General features: G+C 32.4%; 19 protein-coding genes and 1 tRNA gene. 9 read left to right on the forward strand and 11 right to left on the reverse strand.

Going from position 1 to position 21,112, the window contains the following annotated elements; translation table 11 throughout:
• From CM54_RS12940 to CM54_RS08995, 8 genes are all read right to left on the reverse strand, one after another.
• On the reverse strand, positions 1-2,489 hold a 2,489-nt coding region (locus CM54_RS12940), incomplete at its 3' end, for a lectin-like domain-containing protein (RefSeq protein ID WP_331280361.1).
• Positions 2,392-3,120 (reverse strand): KxYKxGKxW signal peptide domain-containing protein, encoded by a 729-nt coding sequence (locus CM54_RS13095; protein WP_197018902.1) that lies wholly within the window; start codon positions 3,118-3,120, stop codon positions 2,392-2,394. The genes CM54_RS13095 and CM54_RS12940, both read right to left, overlap by 98 nt.
• Positions 3,121-3,614: 494 nt before the next feature.
• Positions 3,615-4,943 carry a membrane protein gene (locus CM54_RS08970; protein WP_030062705.1) on the reverse strand — a complete coding sequence of 443 codons (1,329 nt, stop codon included), beginning with the start codon at positions 4,941-4,943 and terminating at the stop codon, positions 3,615-3,617.
• Between the two features lie 340 nt (positions 4,944-5,283).
• Positions 5,284-5,934: an SDR family oxidoreductase gene (locus CM54_RS08975; protein ID WP_030058899.1), complete on the reverse strand. Its 651-nt coding sequence runs from the start codon at positions 5,932-5,934 to the stop codon at positions 5,284-5,286.
• A 192-nt stretch (positions 5,935-6,126) separates the two neighbouring features.
• Positions 6,127-6,936 carry a phosphonate ABC transporter, permease protein PhnE gene (gene phnE, locus CM54_RS08980; protein ID WP_002434989.1) on the reverse strand — a complete coding sequence of 270 codons (810 nt, stop codon included), beginning with the start codon at positions 6,934-6,936 and terminating at the stop codon, positions 6,127-6,129.
• The gene (gene phnE / locus CM54_RS08985) at positions 6,933-7,739 is read right to left on the reverse strand and encodes a phosphonate ABC transporter, permease protein PhnE (protein ID WP_002435050.1); all 807 of its coding nucleotides are present in this window, start codon (positions 7,737-7,739) and stop codon (positions 6,933-6,935) included. The genes phnE (CM54_RS08980) and phnE (CM54_RS08985) overlap by 4 nt, the downstream gene beginning before the upstream one ends.
• Position 7,740: 1 nt before the next feature.
• Positions 7,741-8,514, reverse strand: coding sequence for a phosphonate ABC transporter ATP-binding protein (gene phnC, locus CM54_RS08990; protein WP_030058897.1), 774 nt, complete (start codon positions 8,512-8,514; stop codon positions 7,741-7,743).
• A 119-nt stretch (positions 8,515-8,633) separates the two neighbouring features.
• Positions 8,634-9,599, reverse strand: a complete 966-nt coding sequence (locus tag CM54_RS08995) for a phosphate/phosphite/phosphonate ABC transporter substrate-binding protein (protein WP_030058895.1) — start codon at positions 9,597-9,599, stop codon at positions 8,634-8,636.
• Between the two features lie 234 nt (positions 9,600-9,833).
• Between CM54_RS08995 and CM54_RS09000 the strand changes: the two genes are divergently transcribed.
• The 3 genes from CM54_RS09000 to CM54_RS09010 all read left to right on the forward strand — a co-directional run bounded on the left by CM54_RS09000 (position 9,834) and on the right by CM54_RS09010 (position 13,487).
• The gene (locus CM54_RS09000) at positions 9,834-11,393 is read left to right on the forward strand and encodes a Gldg family protein (RefSeq protein ID WP_030058893.1); all 1,560 of its coding nucleotides are present in this window, start codon (positions 9,834-9,836) and stop codon (positions 11,391-11,393) included.
• Between the two features lie 168 nt (positions 11,394-11,561).
• Entirely contained in the window at positions 11,562-13,097 is a 1,536-nt protein-coding gene (locus CM54_RS09005; protein ID WP_030058891.1) for a bifunctional metallophosphatase/5'-nucleotidase, read from the forward strand.
• 12 nt (positions 13,098-13,109) lie between these two features.
• Positions 13,110-13,487, forward strand: coding sequence for an iron chaperone (locus CM54_RS09010; RefSeq protein ID WP_037550702.1), 378 nt, complete (start codon positions 13,110-13,112; stop codon positions 13,485-13,487).
• Between the two features lie 80 nt (positions 13,488-13,567).
• Here CM54_RS09010 and CM54_RS09015 read toward each other — a convergent pair whose 3' ends face one another.
• Positions 13,568-14,737: an MFS transporter gene (locus CM54_RS09015; protein WP_002434998.1), complete on the reverse strand. Its 1,170-nt coding sequence runs from the start codon at positions 14,735-14,737 to the stop codon at positions 13,568-13,570.
• Positions 14,738-15,119: 382 nt separating this feature from the next.
• Between CM54_RS09015 and CM54_RS13055 the strand changes: the two genes are divergently transcribed.
• Complete coding sequence (locus CM54_RS13055; protein WP_002435053.1) at positions 15,120-15,251, forward strand: hypothetical protein; 132 nt, start codon at positions 15,120-15,122, stop codon at positions 15,249-15,251.
• Positions 15,252-15,350: 99 nt separating this feature from the next.
• Positions 15,351-15,440: transfer RNA gene (locus CM54_RS09020), tRNA-Thr, on the forward strand.
• Positions 15,441-15,702: 262 nt separating this feature from the next.
• On the opposite strand, the gene CM54_RS09025 is transcribed toward CM54_RS09020, so the two are convergent.
• Positions 15,703-16,347, reverse strand: a complete 645-nt coding sequence (locus CM54_RS09025; protein ID WP_030058887.1) for a hypothetical protein — start codon at positions 16,345-16,347, stop codon at positions 15,703-15,705.
• Between the two features lie 537 nt (positions 16,348-16,884).
• Positions 16,885-17,445 (reverse strand): TetR family transcriptional regulator, encoded by a 561-nt coding sequence (locus tag CM54_RS09030; protein WP_030058885.1) that lies wholly within the window; start codon positions 17,443-17,445, stop codon positions 16,885-16,887.
• A 165-nt stretch (positions 17,446-17,610) separates the two neighbouring features.
• Here CM54_RS09030 and icaA point away from each other — a divergent pair, with 165 nt between their 5' ends.
• The 4 genes from icaA to icaC are packed head-to-tail and all read left to right on the forward strand — an operon-like array spanning position 17,611 to position 21,044.
• Positions 17,611-18,849, forward strand: a complete 1,239-nt coding sequence (gene icaA / locus CM54_RS09035; protein WP_030058883.1) for a poly-beta-1,6 N-acetyl-D-glucosamine synthase IcaA — start codon at positions 17,611-17,613, stop codon at positions 18,847-18,849.
• Positions 18,813-19,118: an intracellular adhesion protein IcaD gene (gene icaD, locus CM54_RS09040; protein WP_023350944.1), complete on the forward strand. Its 306-nt coding sequence runs from the start codon at positions 18,813-18,815 to the stop codon at positions 19,116-19,118. Before icaA ends, icaD begins: the two co-directional genes overlap by 37 nt.
• Complete coding sequence (gene icaB, locus CM54_RS09045; protein WP_030058879.1) at positions 19,115-19,978, forward strand: intercellular adhesin biosynthesis polysaccharide N-deacetylase; 864 nt, start codon at positions 19,115-19,117, stop codon at positions 19,976-19,978. The genes icaD and icaB overlap by 4 nt, the downstream gene beginning before the upstream one ends.
• The gene (gene icaC, locus CM54_RS09050; RefSeq protein ID WP_002454230.1) at positions 19,971-21,044 is read left to right on the forward strand and encodes a polysaccharide intercellular adhesin biosynthesis/export protein IcaC; all 1,074 of its coding nucleotides are present in this window, start codon (positions 19,971-19,973) and stop codon (positions 21,042-21,044) included. Before icaB ends, icaC begins: the two co-directional genes overlap by 8 nt.
• Positions 21,045-21,112 lie beyond the last annotated feature (68 nt).

Genomic DNA, 21,112 nt, shown 5'->3' on the forward strand with positions numbered 1-21,112 from the left:
GATAATGACGTACTAGCAGATTCTGATGCACTTATTGATCCTGAAGTACTGTCAGATAATGAAGTACTCGCACTTCTTGAGTTACTTAGGGAAGTACTCTCACTTAGTGAGCCTGAATCAGATATTGAGTCACTTGTTGATGTACTTGTACTGTTTGAATCACTTATACTTGTACTGTCTGAATCACTTATAAATGTAGAATAACTTTCACTTGTTGATGTACTTGTATTAGCCGATTCACTATCTGATACGCTAGTGCTTGCTGACTTACTTGTACTCTCTGATGCTTTTTGTGAATTACTCTCACTGATTGATTTTGACGTACTTTCAGCTGCTGATTTACTTTGCGAATCTGCAATACTTGTACTTTTTGATTTACTCTCACTGATTGAATTTGACTCACTTTCCGACGTTGATTTGCTTTGAGAATCTGATGTGCTTGTTGATGCACTTTCTGAATCCGACTTACTCGTTGACGCACTTTCTGAATCCGACTTACTCGTTGATGCGCTCTCTGAATTTACCTTACTTGTTGATGCACTCTCTGAATTCGCCTTACTTGTTGAAGCGCTTTCTGAATTAGCTATACTATTGCTTTTTGATGTTGAAAGGCTTTTACTTGAAGAAGTAGATATGGAATCACTAGTACTATTTCTAGTAACATCATACTTAAATGTAGACGTTGATGTATTTCCAGTCTCATCCTTTGAAGTAATAGTTATGGTAAAACTACCCATTTTACTTGGCGTGCCACTAATCGTATTCGTATTCGAATCAAATGTAAGACCATCAGGCAAGCCTGATACTTCGCTAACTACTTTAGTCCCACTATTATCTGTTGTACTAATCGTAATTGGATTGATTGGATTATAAACTTCTGATGATTGATTACTAATCTGTGTAATCGTTGGTCCAGTAGAATCTTTAACTGTAATGACAAAGCTGCTATCTGAAGCATTACCAGTTGAATCTTCAGAATGCACTTGTACAGTCGTTGTACCTATATGAGTAGGTGTACCTGTAATGGTATTAGTAGTACTATCAAATGATAATCCATCTGGCAATCCTGTTACAGTTGTTTTAACCGGATCTGAACTATTATCTGTAACTGTAACGCTAATTGGTGACGTAGGTTTCCCTACTTCTATAGTTGGATTACTGACACTAATCGTCGGTTTTTGTGCATCATTAAATTTGTAAATGATAGTTTGACCGGCATTAGTCAATTTAACTGTACCTGTACTGTCTGTATAATTAGGTGCGCCAGTACTATCCACACCAGAATAGTTATATCCTTTACTCTTCATTGCATCGATTTGTTTATCAATAGTCGCACTGCCATCAACTTCACCAGCATATGTTTTAGGAGGGATAATGTCTTTACCTGTTTTAGCATCCACGTATCTTACTTGTGCCGTAGCAGATTGTGTATATTCAAATTTACCGAATTGAACTTGTTGAAGATTTCTAGCCCCACCTGTAGACGCAGTCATTGATAAAGAAAACGTCGTAGAACCACTTCTTTTAATCCAGTCGGACATGTTTTTAGTCCACGTTTGACCTGCATATGTAATGGTCATAACTTTTGTGTCACCATTATAATCAATCACAAAATCTTGGAGAGAGTTATCCGTTGGTTGCACTTTTAAAGGAGATGCACTATTTTCATCAGTTGTCGCAACTCCATTTGGATCTGTTGAGACAAACGCACCGAAGGCACCTTTCCCAATCATACTACCTGGATCTTTATTAGCTTTGGCATCCCCTTTAGGTTGTGAAGTATTATGGTAAGTATCCAATTTGAAACCAAATGCATTTTTTAATCCACCTATTCCTACAGCTGCACCTTCTTTACCAATCTCACCTAGGTTACCAGGAGAAAAGGCAAAACCTATACCGTCTCCCCCAACGATAGCAGTATCACCTGTTCCTTCATTATGTCCTTCATATCTACTACCAAGGTTGACCTTACCAGTAAAACGAAAACTACGATTTGAATCTAACCGTGTATTTAAACTAATGGCACCTTTCACATTATTCACATCTGGCGTTAATGTGACAATACCTGTATTTTTATCAAAAGTCGCTGAACCTGAAACATTCATATGATCGTTAAAGTTATCTTTAGTTACTACTACTGAATTTGAAGATACGCTTGACGCAGTAGTTGTTGTAGAAGCAGCTGGTGTAGCTGCCAATGTTTTAAAGACACTCATTCGACTGAATGTTCGCAAGTTACTTACTTTAGAGGCCGTTGATTCACTTGCTGATTGAGAGTTCTTATTAATAGTCGGCTTTTCTGAAGTATGAGTGCTTGCTTGGTTATTACTAGTATCTTTTTGAGTTGCTGTTTGGCTATGTTGAGTGAGTGTAGATTGACCCTCTTTTTTATTATTTGAACTTTCTGATGTTGATTTTAATTGTTGAGATTCCTGAGAAGTTTTTTTCTGATGTGGATGTATTCTTAAGTTGTTGGGAATTTTTGTCATTATTCGTGGATGATGTATTTGAAACAGTTGATTTACTTATAGAAGATTTTTCTGAAGATGATTTAGATTGTTCGCTATTTTGTGCTTTATTCGTACTTTCACTAGCTTCTTTTTTTATGCTTTCACTATTTTGATTGTTTTCTACAGCTTTTTCGCTACTAGATTCGTTTTTATTTATCACTTCTGATGATGATGTTTTAGTAGTAGAATTTTTGATTTCACTACTTTGCTGCGTGGAATTTGACGTTGTGTTATTCGTTACCTTTGCTTGCGAATTTCTTATAGTAGTAGAGTTTTGATTGGCAACTGTTCCGCTATTAGATGAAATTTCTGAAGTCATTGGCGTCTCAGAAGCAGCTAACGCATGATGATCTTGAAGCATGTTGAATGTGAACGCTCCGCCGACTAGGGCCGTTGTCTTAGCAGCATTCTTCTTGAATCTACTACCTTTATTATCTTTAGTTTGGCTTTCTTTTTTAATATTTTTACTTAAAAAAGGCACTCCCATTGTTCTTAATAATTCAAATTCACTAATACTCGCTTTAACCCAGTTTTTACCGGACTTATAGAGTTTGACCCGGGCTTTTTCTTGGCCAAGACTCTTGTTAAAATCTCTTTCTTTTTTTGACATAATCGACCTCTCACTTATCCCTAAAAATTTGTAAAAAATAGTTATTCATACCATAAATATTCATTTTCTTAAGTATATAACCCGCTATATGTAAAAAGCAACCAATTTAACACAATATTTATATAACTAAATTTTAAAAATATCGTTACGGTATCTTTATACACTTTAGGTGTAATGAGACGCTTAGATAAGCATGTTTTTTCGAAAAATAAACAAAAATTTTACCTCATAACTATTGAAATTAAATTCTTTTTATGAAAGCGTTATATTAATTTTATAGGTAAATCAATTAGGATTTAAATCGTTTTCAGCTATAAAATAAGTTTAGCTTGATGTATTAATATACATAAAAATGTATATAATAAGCCGACTTGATACATAGGGATTCAAGCCGACTTTATTGTTTTTCATTAGATTATTGGCAATTTATCTAAAGACATATACATTTATTTAAATTTCAAATTAATAAATAAATGTATATAGGACAACCTTGATTATATATTTCTTTTATCAACCTCTAAAGATTTTTTAACCATTTTATTCTTACTATCCTTATGTAAACCATCCTTGAGATAAATCCCCCAAAGAATGTAACAAAGAGCACCGATATTTATTGCGTTAAACATTACGATTTCTATGGTATTAGTCAGTAAGGTTGCTATAAAGAGCACAAACGTGAGTTTAAACATATATGTGGCTAAAAGCATAACTTTTAATACATATATCACATAACAAGTTAAACCAATTACCCCAGTAAACATCATAAGTTCAAAAACCATATTCCCTGCGACTATATCACTATTTTTAGTCAAACCGTGCAATGACATACCAAATCCATTCCCCATAAGCATATGTGTTTCTAGCACATTCTCGATATTTTTAATTTGATTATCCTTTGGCATTAAAACACTCTTAACTGAGTTACCATTTAACACAAAGCTTTTAATTAAATAATGAATTGACGGTTGAAAGATACTTAATATGATTATTGAAATTATTAAGGGAATCGTTAAATATTTATAACGCTTTTTCAAAATTAAAAGCAATAAAGAGAGAAATAAACATACTATAAATACAAACCATGCCAACTTAGAATGAGTTACATAAAGTTCAAAAATTCCCGACATCATAACAAACATGACGAAGAAGTTAAATTTATGATATTTCATAGATGAAATAATGAGAGTTAATAAACCTAATATAAGAAAGACTGCAAACGTATTTGAGTCATTGAAGAACCCTTTAAATGATTGTTCTTGAGAAAGAACTTTTATTAATGACATCACTAAAGGTATTAATGTAAAAAGAATGAATGTTACAACTTGATTCGCTAGCCATTTAATAAGTTCATCTACTTCTTTGATAAGATAAACTAAAGTAACAATAATGATTAATGGAATAAAGTAATTAATGAGTTTAGTTATTGAATAAAGAGGATCATTAGATGTAATCAAAGACATTATGATATAAATTAGCATCAAAGTGATTGAAGCTAGAGCAAAGGTAAATATCAGATAGCTTCTCACCCAACGTTTGATATGTCTAATTAAGAAAAATATTCCTATAACATAAATGAGAATGTAAATCGCATATGTAAGATCATACGCGCTATCACTCGTATCGAAAAATGAAATCATTAAATTTCTTGTAGTATAGAGGTAAATAAGTTGGATCACTCCAAGTATTCCTCTTTTTAACAAGAGAACCGATAAAATAATCGCTAAAAGTAGCAACCATTTATTATATAAACTCATTATAAAAATAAGACTTATCAATGTATTTTCTCTTAGAGTATGTTTATGTATTTTTAAAAAACGTTTCATTTAAATGTACTCCAAACCTTCTAGTTGTAAATTCTATTATGATGCTCTTGGAAAATGTAAATTGGGAACTTAAGTCTATAACTTATACGCTATAAATATTACAATCTTTTATCTATCGTTGATCTCAAACCTACTTTCACATTTAAAGATAGGTTAAACTTTATATATTCAATAATTTTATAATTCTATTTTTATTAAATAGCTTTCTATAATTATATCATGAGTTGTTAGGACACGAATACTTAATAACCACTACCATGATTCAACATAAGTCTAATAACCTTAAATTAAAAACCCGTTCAAAATGTTTTATGAACTTTGAACGGGTAGTATATATCACTTATTTTATATTGTTGATTGCATCCTTAATATCAGTTTGACCTGTTTGAATGAAGATATCTTTACCTTCAACTGCTGACGCATCAAGAGCTTCGATTAATACAGTTGCTACGTCTTCGCGAGGAATTGTATAGCTATTAGGATCTCTTGCGATATCTAATTCAGCATCAATTTTACCTGTACCTTCTTCATTTTGAAGTGGACCAGGGTGGACAATGGTATAATTTAAATTTGAATTTTCAATATATAGATCTGAGAAATGTTTAGCTACAGCATATGGTTTCATTACATCAGTTTCTTTATCAGGTTCAACACTATCAGTAGCACTTAAATGAACAAATTTCTTCACTTGATGTTTAGTAGCGTAGTCCACAGCTTTTTTAGCTCCCCACAAATCTACTAATAAAGTTTTATCTGCACCAGTACTACCACCTGAACCTGCTGTAAATATGACACTATCTACGCCTTCAAAAGCACTTGAAAAATCTTCCTCTAAATCTTGGACAACGACTTTATCTGCACCTAGTTCTTTTAAATCACTTACTTGTTCCTCTTTACGTACAAGTGCTACAGAGGAATGTTCAGTGTCTTTTAATTGCGAAATAACTTTTCTGCCCACTGCACCATTTGAACCAATTACTAGTACACTCATCATTAAAAGCTCCTTCCTCGAATTTTATATGCACATGCATATTAACATGCGTGTCATTCTCACTCAACTCATGTGCTTACGCTCGTAAAACTCTTTTTCTTTAAAAAAATAAGTATACCTGACGTCTTATTATAAATCTTTATGATTCATAACTTTTTATACGGTAGGCATACTTATTTTCAGATAAAATGACTAAACAATACGCTTACGGATAGCACCGGAAATTAGGTCGACAATCGCAACCATAATCACCAATCCTATTAAGATGATCCCCACACGATCCCATGAACGTGTTTGGAGTGCAAAGATTAACGGCGTACCAATACCTCCTGCACCTATTAGACCTAGAATAGAGGCAGAACGTAGATTTAGTTCAAATCGATAAAGAATTAATGATATAAATGAAGGTAATATTTGTGGTATCACTGCAAATATTAATGTTTTAGTTTTATTAGCACCACTAGCTTTTAATGATTCAACAGCACTAAAATCTAAACTTTCAATATCTTCAACAAAAAGTTTTCCTAACATTCCAACGGAGTGAATACCTAATGCAAGTACTCCAGAGAATGAACCTGGTCCTACGGCTTTGATAAAGATAAGTGCCATTACAATTTCTGGAAATACACGAATAATACTTAAGATAAATTTACTTATGCCAGTTACTGGTCTTAACTTCACCATATTTCTTGCACCTAAGAAAGCAAATGGAATACATATAATAGAGGCAATGAATGTCCCTATTACTGCAATTGCAAATGTTTCTAATAGTCCTCTAAGTAAGTCTTCACCGGCAGGAATATATATGTAGCCTAGATCTGGATGAAATAAGCCTTTGAATATGGACTTCAATATTTCAATCGATTTACTTTTTAATTCTAAAGCTGGCATACCTGCAAATGCCCAAATAATAATCGCTGCTACAATAACTGCAATAATCCAATTTTTTATAATTCTCTCACGATATCTCTTTGAATTGAGTTTGTATTTTTGTTCATTCATGCTAATTTTTCCCTCACTTTCGAACTTACAAAATCAATAATGACAACGATGAGGAGAGTAAATAAAATAATCATTGCCGTTTTCTTGTATTGGAATAAACCTAGAGTTTGATCGTAAAATAATCCAATACCCCCTGCACCTACAAGTCCTAAAACTGCCGATGCACGAATATTAATTTCAAAAGCGAATAAAACATATGACATGAATGAAGAAATTGCTTGAGGAACAACACCAAAGACAATCCATTTAACTTTATTTGCTCCTACAGCCGTCATAGCTTCCATAGGTCCTGGTTCAATTGTTTCTAATGATTCATATAGTAACTTTCCGATGATACAGATAGTTAATATGAATAATGCTAAAACACCAGGAATTTGACCAATACCAAATACCGCAACAAACACTGCTGCTAAAAGTAAGTCTGGAATTGTACGTACAATATTGAGAATAAATCGTGCTGGAATAGCAATCCATTTAGTTTGAACGATGTTGCTTGCACATAAAAGAGCTACAGGTATTGATACAATACTCCCTAAGAATGTGCCTACAATTGCCATACGAATTGTATCTAACATTGGTTTCGTAATTTGATCTAAGTAACTCCAATCTGGTGGTACCATCTGTCCAAAGAATGCACCAATTTGTGGAATACCTATCATTAAATCTCCAATACTAAAACCTGTATAAATAAAGCTCCATATGATGAGAGCCGCTATAAGAATAATTGTAAAGCTTGTTTTAATTGACATCTTTTTATTTAAATATTGATCATATTTACTCGTTGATGATGTAGGTGTTGCCATTTTACTCCACCCCTAACTTTTCATCTTCATTAATTGATCGACCATAAATATGATTGAAAACATCATCATCCGCTTCACTTGCTGGTCCATCATAGACAAGTTCTCCAGCTCTAAGACCTATGATTCTAGATCCATATTCCTTTGCTAAATCTACAAAGTGTAAATTGATTAAGATTGTAATTCCTAATTCTTCATTAATTTTCTTTAAATCATCCATAACTTGTTTTGTTGTTAAGGGGTCTAACGATGCAACAGGCTCATCCGCAAGAATGATTGCTGATTCTTGGCACAATGCTCGCGCGATTGATATACGTTGTTGCTGTCCACCTGAGAGTTGATCTGAGCGTTGATCGTACTTATCTAAAATGTTCACTCGCTCTAAGGCGTTAATTGCTTTGATTTTATCTTCTTTAGGGAATAAACCGAGTACCATCTTCCAAGTTGGATGATATCCCACTCTGCCACTTAGTACGTTTCTTAGTACGGTTGAACGTTTTACGAGATTGAAATGTTGGAAAATCATTCCAATGTTACGTCTCATTTCTAATAACTGTTTGCCACGCGCTTTCGTAATGGATTGTCCATCAATTGTAATATCACCTGAAGAAATATCATGTAGGCGATTGACAGATCGTAGCAAAGTCGATTTCCCTGCACCTGATAAACCAACAATAACTGCAAAATCACCCTTTTCAATGTTTAAATTAATATTTTTTAACCCCACGTGCCCGTTAGGATATACTTTATTAACATCCTTGAATTCAATTTGACTCATAACAAACACCCTTCTTTTATAAAGAAAAGCTAAGAAGCTGAATAGTTGATATCATCATCTTTCATTCAGTCTCCTAGCTTTTCTATTTTTTGACTCTATTCAATTTATCGTATGGTTGATTACTTCATGTCTTGAACTTCTTTTTCATATTTTCTTACGATATCGAAGTTAGAATCCTTTGTATCTGTGTATCCTTCGTGTGAATATACTTCACTAATGATTTTGTGACCTTTTTTAGATTTAGCGATGTCTTTAAATGCTTTTTTAAGTTTCTCTTGGAATTTTTTATCCATATCCGGACGTACTGAAATTGTATCGTTAGGAATAGATTCAGTTAGTTTTAAAATCTTAGTATCTTTAAAGACATTTGGTTGGTCTTTTTTAACTATAGTACGTGCATCTTGGAATACTGCAGCTGCATCAACGTCACCATTTAATAAAGAAATAACAGCTTGATCGTGACCTTTAACATTTACAATCTTCATATCTTTTGTAGCATTGATACCTGTTTCTTTTTTAAGTGTAGCTAATGGGAATGTGTACCCAGCTGTAGAAGTTACATCTTGTAGTGCGATTTTCTTGCCTTTTAAATCTTTTAAGCTTTTAATTCCTGAGTTTTTCTTAACTAAGATTTCAGATTTGTAATCATCCACTAATTTTTTATTAGATGAACCGTCTTTATTAACACCGTAACGTTGTGCTTGAAGTAATAAGTCTGCTGCTTTTTGATCATGAGCTAAAGTATAAGCAGTTGGTGGTAAGAAACCAACGTCTACTTTTTTAGACTTCATTGCCTCAACAATTGTGTTGTAATTCGTTGATACTGATACTTTTACAGGAATACCTAATTTATCAGATAATAACTTTTCTAAAGGCTTGGCTTTCGCTTCGAGTTTATCTGCATTTTGAGATGGTACGAACTGTACAGTTAATTCTTTAGGTTTATAATCTCCCGAACTTGAACCAGAATCTGATCCACTATCTGAACTTTTCTTATTGTTATCTAATGAACTAGAGTTCCCACACGCTGCCGCAAAGATAACTACCGATAATACAAGTACAACTAAAAACTTCAAATTCTTCATTCTCATAACTGTCCCCTTCACAATATAAGTTAGTGTAATATGTATATTTTAGAAACCATATTTATAGATTAGCACATCTAATAAGTAATGAGTATTTAATTTTAATTAAATTTATAAAAACTTTATATTAATTACTAAGGCTTTGTAAAAATATCGTTAAGTCTCTACTTACCCTCCAATTTTTATACTATAATTTTGAAAGGTATACATTTTTAATGAGGAGTAAATAAAGAGATGAAATTATTTAAAGTGTTAAGTTCAACTGTTTTAGCTACTGCCATTTCTGTAACTACGATTCAATCAGCTCATGCAACGACACAATCTACATCTTCAAGTTCGGGACAATCTGACCAAACCGTGCTTTTCGATAACTCTCATGCACAAACAGCTGGTGCCGCTGACTGGGTAACTGACGGTGCATTTTCAGATTATGCAGATTCTATGAAGAACAAAGGATATAACGTTAAAGAATTAGATGGAGAAGCAAATATTAGTAATGAAACACTTAAAAATGCTCATATTTTAGTAATTCCGGAAGCTAATAATCCATTTAAAGAGAAAGAACAACAAGCTATTGTTAACTTTGTAAAACGTGGGGGTAGTGTCATATTTATTTCAGACCACTACAATGCAGATAGAAATTTAAATAGAATCGATTCATCCGAATCTATGAATGGATATCGTCGTGGTGCTTACCAAGATATGACAAAAGATATGAATAGTGGAGAGAAAAACTCTAAAGCAATGCAAGGTGTGAAAAGCTCAGATTGGCTTTCTAATCAATTCGGCGTTCGCTTTAGATACAATGCATTAGGCGATTTAAATACTCAGAATATTGTATCTAGTAAAGAGAGCTTTGGAATTACTAAAGATGTGAAATCAGTATCTATGCATTCTGGTTCAACTCTAGCTATTACTGATCCTGATAAAGCTAAAGGTATCGTATATATGCCTGAAAACTTATCTAATAAACAAAAATGGTCTCACGCCGTAGACCAAGGTATTTATAGTGGTGGCGGTACTAAAGAAGGACCTTACATAGCTATTTCAAAAGTTGGTAAAGGTAAAGCTGCATTTATTGGAGATACTTCACTTGTAGAAGACAGTTCTCCTAAATATCAACGTGAAGATAATGGCAAATCGAAAAAAACATATGATGGCTTTAAAGAACAGGATAATGGAACACTTTTAAAAAATCTCACAACTTGGTTAGGAAAATCAGATAGCCATGAATCAATGAAGGATACAGGTGTCAAAATTGATAATAAAACCCCATTATTAAACTTTGAAAAACCTGAAAATTCCACTGAACCTCAACATGAACCTTGGTCACAGCCAGAAAAAGGCTATAAATGGTATGACCGTTCAACTTTTAAACCTGGTAGTTACGGTAGTTCGCAAAGTGGTTCTGATAATAATGATGAAAGTAGCTCTAATGACAATAGCAACTCACATCATGACCAAACTGGTAACGCTGAATTCAACCTACCTCAAAGTATTCAGCCCAACCATCCATTTAAAGTAACAGTAAAACTTAAAGGTTATGATGCAAATAGTACAATTAATAATTTAACAGTTGGTATTTATAAAGATGGAGGTAAACAAATCGGTAGCTTCTCATCAGATGGGTCCCAATTTAGTCAACCAGGCTATAGTAAAGATCAAACTGTTAAAACGGATAGTAATGGAGAAGCAACATTAACACTTACTGCTAAAGTTTCTGAAGATATTAATGGTGCTCATATTCGACTCAAACAAGGTAAAAAAGTAGTTACAACTACAGACATTCATTAACACTATAGATATAATATTTAAAAAGAGGTCGGGACGAAAGTTTTAGGATTGAAGCAGAACCATAAGTTTTACTGCTAAAATCCCGCTTTGGGACATCATAAATTAGTTTCCCAAAGCTTAAACTTTTAAAGTCCCAACCTTTTCTTTATCAAAGGAGGTTCTAGGTGGATGACTCAATTAGCATTTTATGTTGTAAGTGATGTGCATGGATTTATCTTTCCAACTGACTTCTCACATCGTGATGTTGAATTACCCATGGGATTATTAAAAGCTAATCATATCATTGAACAAGACTGCTCTCACTATGACGGCAGTATAAAAATAGATAACGGCGATTTTTTACAAGGTTCCCCTTTGTGTAACTATTTAGTTTCTGAATTAGCTACTAGTCGTCCATTAACCGATATTTATAATCGTTTAAATTTTAATTTCGGTACAATTGGAAATCATGAGTTTAATTACGGTCTAAAGTATCTTAAACAAACCATACATCAGCTTGATTATCCTATGCTATGTGCGAATATTTTAGAAAATGGAGAACCGTTTACAGGGCAAGGTATCACTTACATAAAAAGTCAGGGGTTAACTATAGGTGTAATTGGCTTAACAACGCAGTTTATTCCACATTGGGAACAGCCTGAATACATTGAAACTTTGACATTTCAAAGTGCTGTTGAAACTCTTTCTTCCCAATTACCTGAATTGCGAAAACAAAGTGATGTAGTAGTCGTAAGTTATCATGGTGGGTTTGAACGTGATTTAGAAACTGGTGAGCCTACGGAAGCTCTGACTGGAGAAAATGAAGCTTCTGAAATTTTGCGTTTATTCAGTGATGACATTGATGTATTAATTACTGGTCATCAACATCGTGATATTGCTACCATTTACAATCAAACTGCCGTCATACAGCCTGGTACAAGAGGGACTAAAGTTGGAAAAATCGTCTTAAATATTGAACATGACAATGACGTTCAAATAGAGAATTGTCACTTATTAGATGTCGAGGATTGTTCAAGTTTTGAAATAAATCAACAAGATCAAAATTTAAGAGTTCATTTAGAAGATTGGCTAGATAAGAAAGTTGCAACTTTACCTACTTCAATGCGAGTTGAGAATGCTTTTGATGCTAGAGTTAAGCCTCATCCGTTTATTAATTTACTAAACTACATTTTACTTGAAAGTAGTGGCGCTGATATTACCTGTACTGCCCTTTTCGATTCTGCTAAAGGCTTCGATAAAGATGTGACTATGCGTGATATCATCAACAACTATCCATTTCCTAACACATTTAAAGTAATCGAACTTACAGGTCGTGATATTAAATTAGCTATTGAACGGTCAGCTGCTTATTTCGATTTACATGATGAGGAAATAAGTGTGAGCGCAGACTTCCTTGAGCCAAAACCTCAACATTTTAATTATGATATCTTTGCGGGAATAGATTATACGATTCATGTAGGTCGTGCTCTAGGAGAACGAGTGAGTGATTTATTTGTGAATGGGAAGCCTTTAGATGAACATAAAAGCTACACTATTTGCGTCAATAATTATCGTGCTGTTGGTGGTGGTAATTATAATATGTATGAAAATAAACCAATCATTAAAGACATCCAAATTGAAGGCGCACAACTATTAATCAATTACTTATCAACTAACGACTTAAGTCATATACCTAAAGTTGTAAATTTCAAAGTCGTAAAATGAGAGGTGCAAGTTATGTCAGAATTTAACCTTTTTATAAATGACATCGAGAATGAAGCGCATCGTGAAAAATTGAGACACTTATTTGAATGGATTGAAACACAATATTCAGATTTAACACCAGTAGTGAAATGGAATCAACCAATGTACACGTACAACGAAACGTTTATAATTGCCTTCAGCAAAGCCAAACAACATTTCTCAATTATGCCTGAAGCAGCTTGTTTGAAACAATTTAAGCAACGTGTAACTAACGCTGGTTACACACAAACTGAAAATTTATTTAGAATCAAATGGAACCAAGAGATTGATTATGATTTAATCGGTGACATGATTAAACTAAATATGGAAGAGAAAAAAGATTATACGAAATTTTGGAGAGATCATAAGTAAAGAGTGATTTATGATGTGAGTTTATTTATATTAAATCAATTATGCCTGCTCGCTAAGGATAGCGAACAGGCATTTTTTAATTAATCATTGAATGTAATGTGTTTCTTTTCATAAATATTATTAAGAAAGTTAAGAATGATACCTAGAATAATGATACCACCTGAAATAAATGTAATTTGAATATATGGTAAACCTATAGATAATAGAATCGAACCAATGATTGCGCCTAAGAAATTCGCTACATTGAATACTGATGCAGCCAATGTACTTGCAAGTAGTGGCGCTTCATGAGCACTTAATATAATTTTACTATTGAGTAATGGTGTCGTACCAAAAGTTCCAAAACCAAACATGAAACATACAATTAACGCTAAAACTGCGTTATGCACAACAGTAACAAATAAAATAATTGTGATGAATAATAATAAAAACGTAAGATAGAGATTTTTAGTTAATTTATGTTCTGGAATACTTCCAGTAACTAAATTACCGATAACGCCACCAAGACCAAACATAAATAGACACACTGTAAGGCCTACCACTTTATAAGGTGAGAAATCTCTAATCATTGGTTCCATAAAAGTATAAGTTGTAAATACGCCACTATATCCAAATACAATGATAGAAATAACTATAAGGATATGTGGATTTTTAAATACTTTTAATTCTTTAGCAATATTGGCTTCTGCACTTAATGATACTTTTGGAACAAATTTAATCATACCTAACATTGTAATGATAGCTAATAGGATCATTACACCAAATACTGTTCTCCAATTTGCGAATCCACCAAGAAATGAACCAAACGGCACACCAATCATTACCGCGATAGTTAACCCAGCTTGAACTAAGGCAATTGCTTGTGGTTTCTTAGCGGGAGGAGCAACCGCAGCCGCTACACTCATACATACACCAAAGAATGGCGCGTGCATTGCTGCTGACATCAATCTAGATAATAGCAGTATATTAAAATTAGGAGCTAACATACCCACTAAATTACTGACAATGAATATAGCCACTAGAATAGGCAATAATCGATGTCCATGCACTTTTAAAGTGAATATTCTCATGAATGGACCAATCACAGCTACACTAATTGCATAGACACTTATTAGTAAGCCAGCGCTTGAAATAGAGACTTTCATGTCGTCAGCAATTTGTGTTAACAAACCGGTCACTACATATTCTGCCATACCTACTGTGAAAGTTCCTAACATGAATATGAAGAACATCATTTTGTTTTCTCTCATTTTTGCTTCCTCCCTTATTATTTTTTCTCAAAAAATCAACATGAGTGATATACTATAAAAAATTATGGTACTTGTGAAGAGGTATTTAGAAATTAATTTTTGAGTTTAAACTCAAGTATCATAAGCTTTCATTTTGTTTTCATTATAATAAAATTAAGACAATTTTAGATAACGTGGTATTAAGCCAATTGTAAAATGATTAATTAAAATACTTTTTAATATAGATAAATTGAAATGCATATTCATAATTTTTGTCGATTTTGTGACAGCACATTCCAATTATATATTTATCTTCCCTATTGAAATAAATATTAACGACGACTTTTGAAAAATCACACTGTAACTGTTATGTTTATTTCAGTATTAAAATAGGAGGAGAATAATGAGTTCAACACCCACAGAGAAAAAGAAAAAACGAAAATTTGAATGGTTTTGGTGGTTCGTGGATATTATTATAGATCTTATTTACTATTTAATTATTGGTCTAGTTAAGGTATTTAAACAATGGAATTAATGAGTGTATGAAATTGGTATTTACATAAATTTAAAGAAAATAACATTTTCTCTTTACAAAAGAATATGAGCGTTTTATAATAGTTAATGTTCTGATTTTGGAGGGATACTCAAGTCTGGCTTAAGAGGCCAATCATTCGTGATTGGTAGGAGCTTTTAGCTCGCGTTGGTTCAAATCCTTCTCCCTCCGCTACTTTATTAAAGGGCAAGTTCTTATTACAAGAACCTGCCCTTTTTTGTTTGCAATTTGATTTTGCAAAACCAAATTGAACGTGTTTCTTCTATTATATGGTATATATTTTAAGATTAGTTTTCTATTATATAAAAAGCCATAGCATGTTTTTAGAATTGGGTCAGAAACATAATTTTGAAAATTATCTTCATGGTCCTTATCTAAATGTTACACACTATGGCTTACTTAATTAAATCACATTGTTTACTTTTGTGATTATTTATTTATGTGGTTTGAACGTCTTTTGAGGTGCATAAATCGTTGTTTTGTATTTATCTGCAATTTTTTGTGTTTCTTGGTCTACTTTTTTCGCAAATGCTTTTTTAGACATTTGTGATGCATTTCCTACTTTTTTCTCTAATTCTGCATATTGAGCGCTTGTCATTCCTTTAGGTGCTACACCACCGTATGGACGGTCCCCTTGTTTAGTTTGTTGAGTATGAGGTTTGAACGTCTTTTGAGGTGCATAAATCGTTGTTTTGTATTTATCTGCAATTTTTTGTGTTTCACGATCGATTCTCTTGTTAAATACTGAGTTAGGCATCTCATTAGCATTACCAACATTATATTCTAATTCACTGTATTGCTCACTAGTCATACCTTTAGGAGGCATACCACCATATGGTCTAGATCCCATATTCGTACGTCCTTGTTTATCAAACTCTTTTAAAGCTTCCATTTTACCTTTATATTCTTTATTACTAATAGCTCCATCTTTTTTTAATTTTTTTAGTGATTCAACTTTTTCCTTATAAGTAGCGAAGTTGCCATGATGATAGTCGCTCGCATTTGCTACTCCTGTTACGCCTGATAAAGCAATCGTACCTGCTAATACTGCACTACTTAATAAAGTGACTTTCTTCATTAAACTGTAACCCCTTTCAGAAATTTTGAATTTTACATATTCTACGTTATCACAGATTTTTAATTATTTCATTTATGTTACATAATTTTTACCATATTTTTACATCATTGACTTGTAATTAAATTGCTTAATTAACTTTTATTTTTAAAAATTAAAAAAAAAGAGCACCCACAATGACGATTGTAGATGCTCAAATATATTATAAATTTTATTAACTAAATGTCTATGACTCATGTTTATAGGCTGTTTTCGATTATATATGAATTTAACAATCTTAATTAAGCCTCTATAATTTTAACTTAACTATAACTAGGTTCACGATCAAATTTTGAAATACTAAAATCACACTTATGAACAACTCTTATTAAATTTGAATTATTCAAATCTCCAAGTAATTGTATAAAATTCGAATTTTATTAGCTATAACTTTAGAGTCTCAATTTTTATATATATTGTCAACTATTTTTTGGTTTCAAAAAAATATGCAATGCAATTCCTTATAAAAATAAGAGATTTATTACATACTAGTTACCAAAATTATTTTTTTATAAACACATTTAATAAAGAATATACTTGGTCTTTATAGCAATTCTTATTTTCTTCAGTAACCCCGAATCTTTGTGAAAAGGACGCTCTCAGATACCAACTCTCTAAAAAAAGGAGTATCAAATTTTGAAAATCTTCTTTACCCATAGATATATTGGAGGAATCATAATATTTTATAATTTCACTATCTAGCACTTCATTAACTCCTAAGAGATGATTATGGATCTCTGAAGATAACTCTTCTGGTGCACTGGATAATTGGACGTATAACCTGATATACCTTTCATCAATATCAAATATAAATTCAAATAAAAACTGGTAAAGCCCATCTATAGAGTAGTTAGAATCGTTGTTGCTCTCAAGAATGAAAGTTTTAAAGTAATTAAAACAGTTTTCTACGCTTTTACGGTAAATTTCTTCTTTGTTGTCATAATGATAGTATAAACTCGCTTTCTTGATGTTTACACTTTTAGCGATATCATCAAGTGTAGTACCGTAATACCCCTTTTCAGAAAATAAGGTTATTGCATTATCAATAATCTTATTCTTCAATTCTAAAATCTCCCCCTTATTTAATTTAAATTCGTTATATTACAGGAAAATTAAGTTAAAATTACAAATATTACTGTTCAAGTATAACAACATTCTATTGCAAATTGAAACACTTTCGATTAGTATATGCGATACAGCCTAACTAACGAAAGGTAGGTAGATAAGTTGCAATTTTTTAACTTTTTACTTTTTTACCCCATTTTTATGTCCATTTACTGGATTGTTGGGGCGTTTTATTACTTTTTCACTAAAGAATTTCCTTTTAGTAAGAAGAAAGTAATCTCTAAAAACAAGGACCAGATTGAAGGTATCTCTTTCTTGCTGGCCTGTTACAACGAGAGCGAAACTGTTAGAGATACACTCTCAAATGTGTTGGCTCTCAACTATCCAAAAAAAGAAATCATCATCATAAATGATGGTAGTTCAGATAATACCGCTGAAATTATTTATGAGATGAAGCAACATCACGACTTTAAATTTGTTGATTTACAGGTAAATAGAGGAAAAGCTAACGCTTTAAACGAAGGCGTCAAACATTCTTCATATGATTACGTCATGTGTTTGGATGCAGACACAATCGTTAATCAAGATGCGCCATATTATATGATGGATAACTTTAAACAAGATCCTAAACTAGGTGCTGTTACAGGTAATCCACGTATACGTAATAAAAGTTCTATATTGGGGAAAATTCAGACGATAGAATACGCAAGCTTAATTGGATGTATCAAACGTAGTCAATCACTTGCTGGTGCCATTAATACTATTTCTGGAGTGTTTACATTATTTAAAAAAAGTGCACTTAAAGAAGTTGGTTATTGGGATACTGATATGATTACTGAGGATATTGCTGTTTCGTGGAAACTGCATCTTGCAGATTTTCGTATTAATTATGAACCACGTGCCATGTGTTGGATGTTAGTACCTGAAACGGTTGGGGGGCTATGGAAACAACGTTTGCGATGGGCTCAAGGTGGACATGAAGTTCTATTAAGAGATTTTTGGGCAACAATGAAATCTAAAAAATTATCGCTCTATATCCTCATGTTTGAACAAATAGTTTCAATTATTTGGGTTTATATGATTTTGCTGTACTTAGCATTTCTATTAATGACAGCAAACTTCTTAGATTACACATATTTGAAGTATAGTTTTTCAATATTTTTCCTATCATCATTTACGATGACCTTTATCAATATTATTCAATTTACAGTTGCTTTGTTTATAGACAGTCGCTACGAAAAGAAAAATATCGCTGGTTTAATATTTGTGAGTTGGTATCCGACAATCTATTGGATTATCAATGCCGCCGTTGTCATTTTCGCATTTCCTAAAGCATTAAAAAGAAAGAAAGGTGGCTATGCTACATGGTCAAGCCCAGACAGAGGAAATATCCAACGGTAAAATCGTCGTTGAATATAGTTAGGGAGAGCTTATTCATTGCGATATCTTGTGCATTTTGGATTTATTGCGTAGTCGTTATGATTGTATATATCGGAACGCTAATCAATTCTCAAGTGGAAAGTGTGATAACAATACGTATCGCTCTTAACGTGGAGAATATTGAAATTTATAAGATCTTTGAATTAATGGGATTATTTTCAATTATCATTTTCCTATTCTTCACATTTAGTTTGATTTTCCAAAAAATTAAGAAAGGTCGTGAAGTATGAAACCTTTCAAATTCATCTTCATTAGCTTAGTAGTGATGTTAGTAATGACGAATGTAACACCTAGCTTTCATCATTATGCACAAGCCGATGAAGACCACAAGAAGTTAAAGTATAAGAAGAATAGCGCTTTAGCGTTAAACTATCACAGAGTGAGAAAAAATGACCCGTTAAATGACTTTATTACGATTTTCTCTAGTAGTAAGGAAATTAAAAATTATAGTGTGACAGATAAAGAATTTGAATCACAAATCAAGTGGCTTAAGAAACATGATGCAAAGTTTCTTACTTTGAAAGAGTTTTTGAAGTATAAACAGAAAGGGAAGTTTCCAAAACGTAGCGTATGGATAAATTTCGATGATATGGATAAGACAATTTATCAAAATGCTTATCCAGTACTAAAAAAATATAAAATTCCTGCAACTGGCTTCGTGATTACAGGACACGTTGGAGAGAAGAATTTTCATAATTTGGATATGATCACGCAGCCTCAATTATCAAAAATGTATCGTTCAGGACTTTGGGACTTTGAAACACACACGAATGATTTACATTCTCTTAAGAAAGGAAATAAATCTAAATTTCTAGAGGCGTCTAATGTGTCTGCTATTAAAGACATTGAAGTAAGTGAAGATGAACTAAAATCGAAGTTTGGTAAAACACAACATGCCATTGCTTACCCCTACGGTCTAATCAATAATAGTAAAATTCAAGCTTCTAAAGATGCAGGTATGAAATACGGATTTACATTGAAGGAGCAAGCAGTCACTCCTCATGATAATAATTATAAAATTCCACGTATTTTAGTAAGTAACGACGCATTCGAAACTTTAATTAAGAAATGGGACGGTTTCCATGAATAAAAATAGACTTGAATTAGTATATTTACGTACTTTTATTTGCATCATTATTATAGTGACACACTTATTAACTCAAATCACACTAGAACATGAACATTTGTCAGGGAGTTCTCTTGTTCTACAATATTATATTCGGAATATAGTTATCTTTGGAACTCCAAGTTTTATTGTATTATCACAGTTGCTAACAACATTAAATTATAAATCTGTAAGCGTACAATATTTGATTTCTCGGTTCAAATATATCTTTATTCCATATTTATTAGTGGGATTATTCTATAGTTATAGTGAATCATTATTGACTGCTTCTTCTTTCAAAAAGCAATTTTTTGAAAATGTAATATTAGGGCAATGGTACGGTTATTTCATCATTATCATCATGCAATTCTTCATATTATCTTACTTAATTTATAAAATTAATTATAAACTGTTTAACAGTAAGATATTATTAGTATTAGCATTTGTAGTACAACAAACATTTTTATACTACTTTAATCATAGTGATGCTTTCCATACATTTGTAAAACATTACTATCCTTTAAGTGAAAATACGATGATATTAGGATGGATTTTTTATTTCTTTTTAGGTGGTTTCATAGGATATAACTATCAACGTGTCCTATCATTCTTAGAAAAATATCTCGTTATCATGATTATGTTAGCTTTAGGTTCATATGTATTATTTATAGCACTTTCAGGTGATGATTATTGGAATGTAACAAGCTTCACTTATTCACTTACGTTATACAATAGTATTATGTTCTTTGTGCTTATTGGCATTTGTGCGCATTTTAAAACGATGCTATTAAACACGGTTCAAATGATAAGCGCATTTTCGTTTTTCATCTATTTATTACATCCAATTATCTTAGATTCACTATTTGCTTATACCAATATCTTTGAAGATAACACGGTCGTCTTCTTAGCGGTTTCCTTGTTAATGATTATCGGAATATGTATTGGTGTTGGCATGATGTTAAGAGAATTTTATATTTTTAGATTTGTTATTGGCAAACAACCGTATAAGCTACAATTTAATAACTATCAACCTAGTTGGAAATCACACTAATGTTGAAAAAGCCTCCCACAGAGATATAATAACTGGATCTCTGTGGGAGGCTTTATGTAAAGCTGTTA

The sequence above is a fragment of the Staphylococcus sp. TE8 genome, from assembly GCF_000692055.1.
Lineage (GTDB): Bacteria > Bacillota > Bacilli > Staphylococcales > Staphylococcaceae > Staphylococcus > Staphylococcus capitis.

Bases quoted from the DNA above. Each gene is read 5' to 3' on its own strand.
- CM54_RS08970 (WP_030062705.1), bottom strand. From the start codon at position 4,943: ATGAAACGTTTTTTAAAAATACATAAACATACTCTAAGAGAAAATACA.
- CM54_RS09005 (WP_030058891.1), top strand. From the start codon at position 11,562: ATGACTCAATTAGCATTTTATGTTGTAAGTGATGTGCATGGATTTATC.
- CM54_RS09010 (WP_037550702.1), top strand. From the start codon at position 13,110: ATGTCAGAATTTAACCTTTTTATAAATGACATCGAGAATGAAGCGCAT.
- icaD (WP_023350944.1), top strand. From the start codon at position 18,813: ATGGTCAAGCCCAGACAGAGGAAATATCCAACGGTAAAATCGTCGTTG.
- CM54_RS09000 (WP_030058893.1), top strand. From the start codon at position 9,834: ATGAAATTATTTAAAGTGTTAAGTTCAACTGTTTTAGCTACTGCCATT.
- CM54_RS09015 (WP_002434998.1), bottom strand. From the start codon at position 14,737: ATGAGAGAAAACAAAATGATGTTCTTCATATTCATGTTAGGAACTTTC.
- CM54_RS13095 (WP_197018902.1), bottom strand. From the start codon at position 3,120: ATGTCAAAAAAAGAAAGAGATTTTAACAAGAGTCTTGGCCAAGAAAAA.
- icaB (WP_030058879.1), top strand. From the start codon at position 19,115: ATGAAACCTTTCAAATTCATCTTCATTAGCTTAGTAGTGATGTTAGTA.
- CM54_RS08995 (WP_030058895.1), bottom strand. From the start codon at position 9,599: ATGAAGAATTTGAAGTTTTTAGTTGTACTTGTATTATCGGTAGTTATC.
- icaC (WP_002454230.1), top strand. From the start codon at position 19,971: ATGAATAAAAATAGACTTGAATTAGTATATTTACGTACTTTTATTTGC.
- phnE (WP_002435050.1), bottom strand. From the start codon at position 7,739: ATGGCAACACCTACATCATCAACGAGTAAATATGATCAATATTTAAAT.
- phnE (WP_002434989.1), bottom strand. From the start codon at position 6,936: ATGAATGAACAAAAATACAAACTCAATTCAAAGAGATATCGTGAGAGA.
- phnC (WP_030058897.1), bottom strand. From the start codon at position 8,514: ATGAGTCAAATTGAATTCAAGGATGTTAATAAAGTATATCCTAACGGG.
- CM54_RS13055 (WP_002435053.1), top strand. From the start codon at position 15,120: ATGAGTTCAACACCCACAGAGAAAAAGAAAAAACGAAAATTTGAATGG.
- CM54_RS08975 (WP_030058899.1), bottom strand. From the start codon at position 5,934: ATGAGTGTACTAGTAATTGGTTCAAATGGTGCAGTGGGCAGAAAAGTT.
- CM54_RS09025 (WP_030058887.1), bottom strand. From the start codon at position 16,347: ATGAAGAAAGTCACTTTATTAAGTAGTGCAGTATTAGCAGGTACGATT.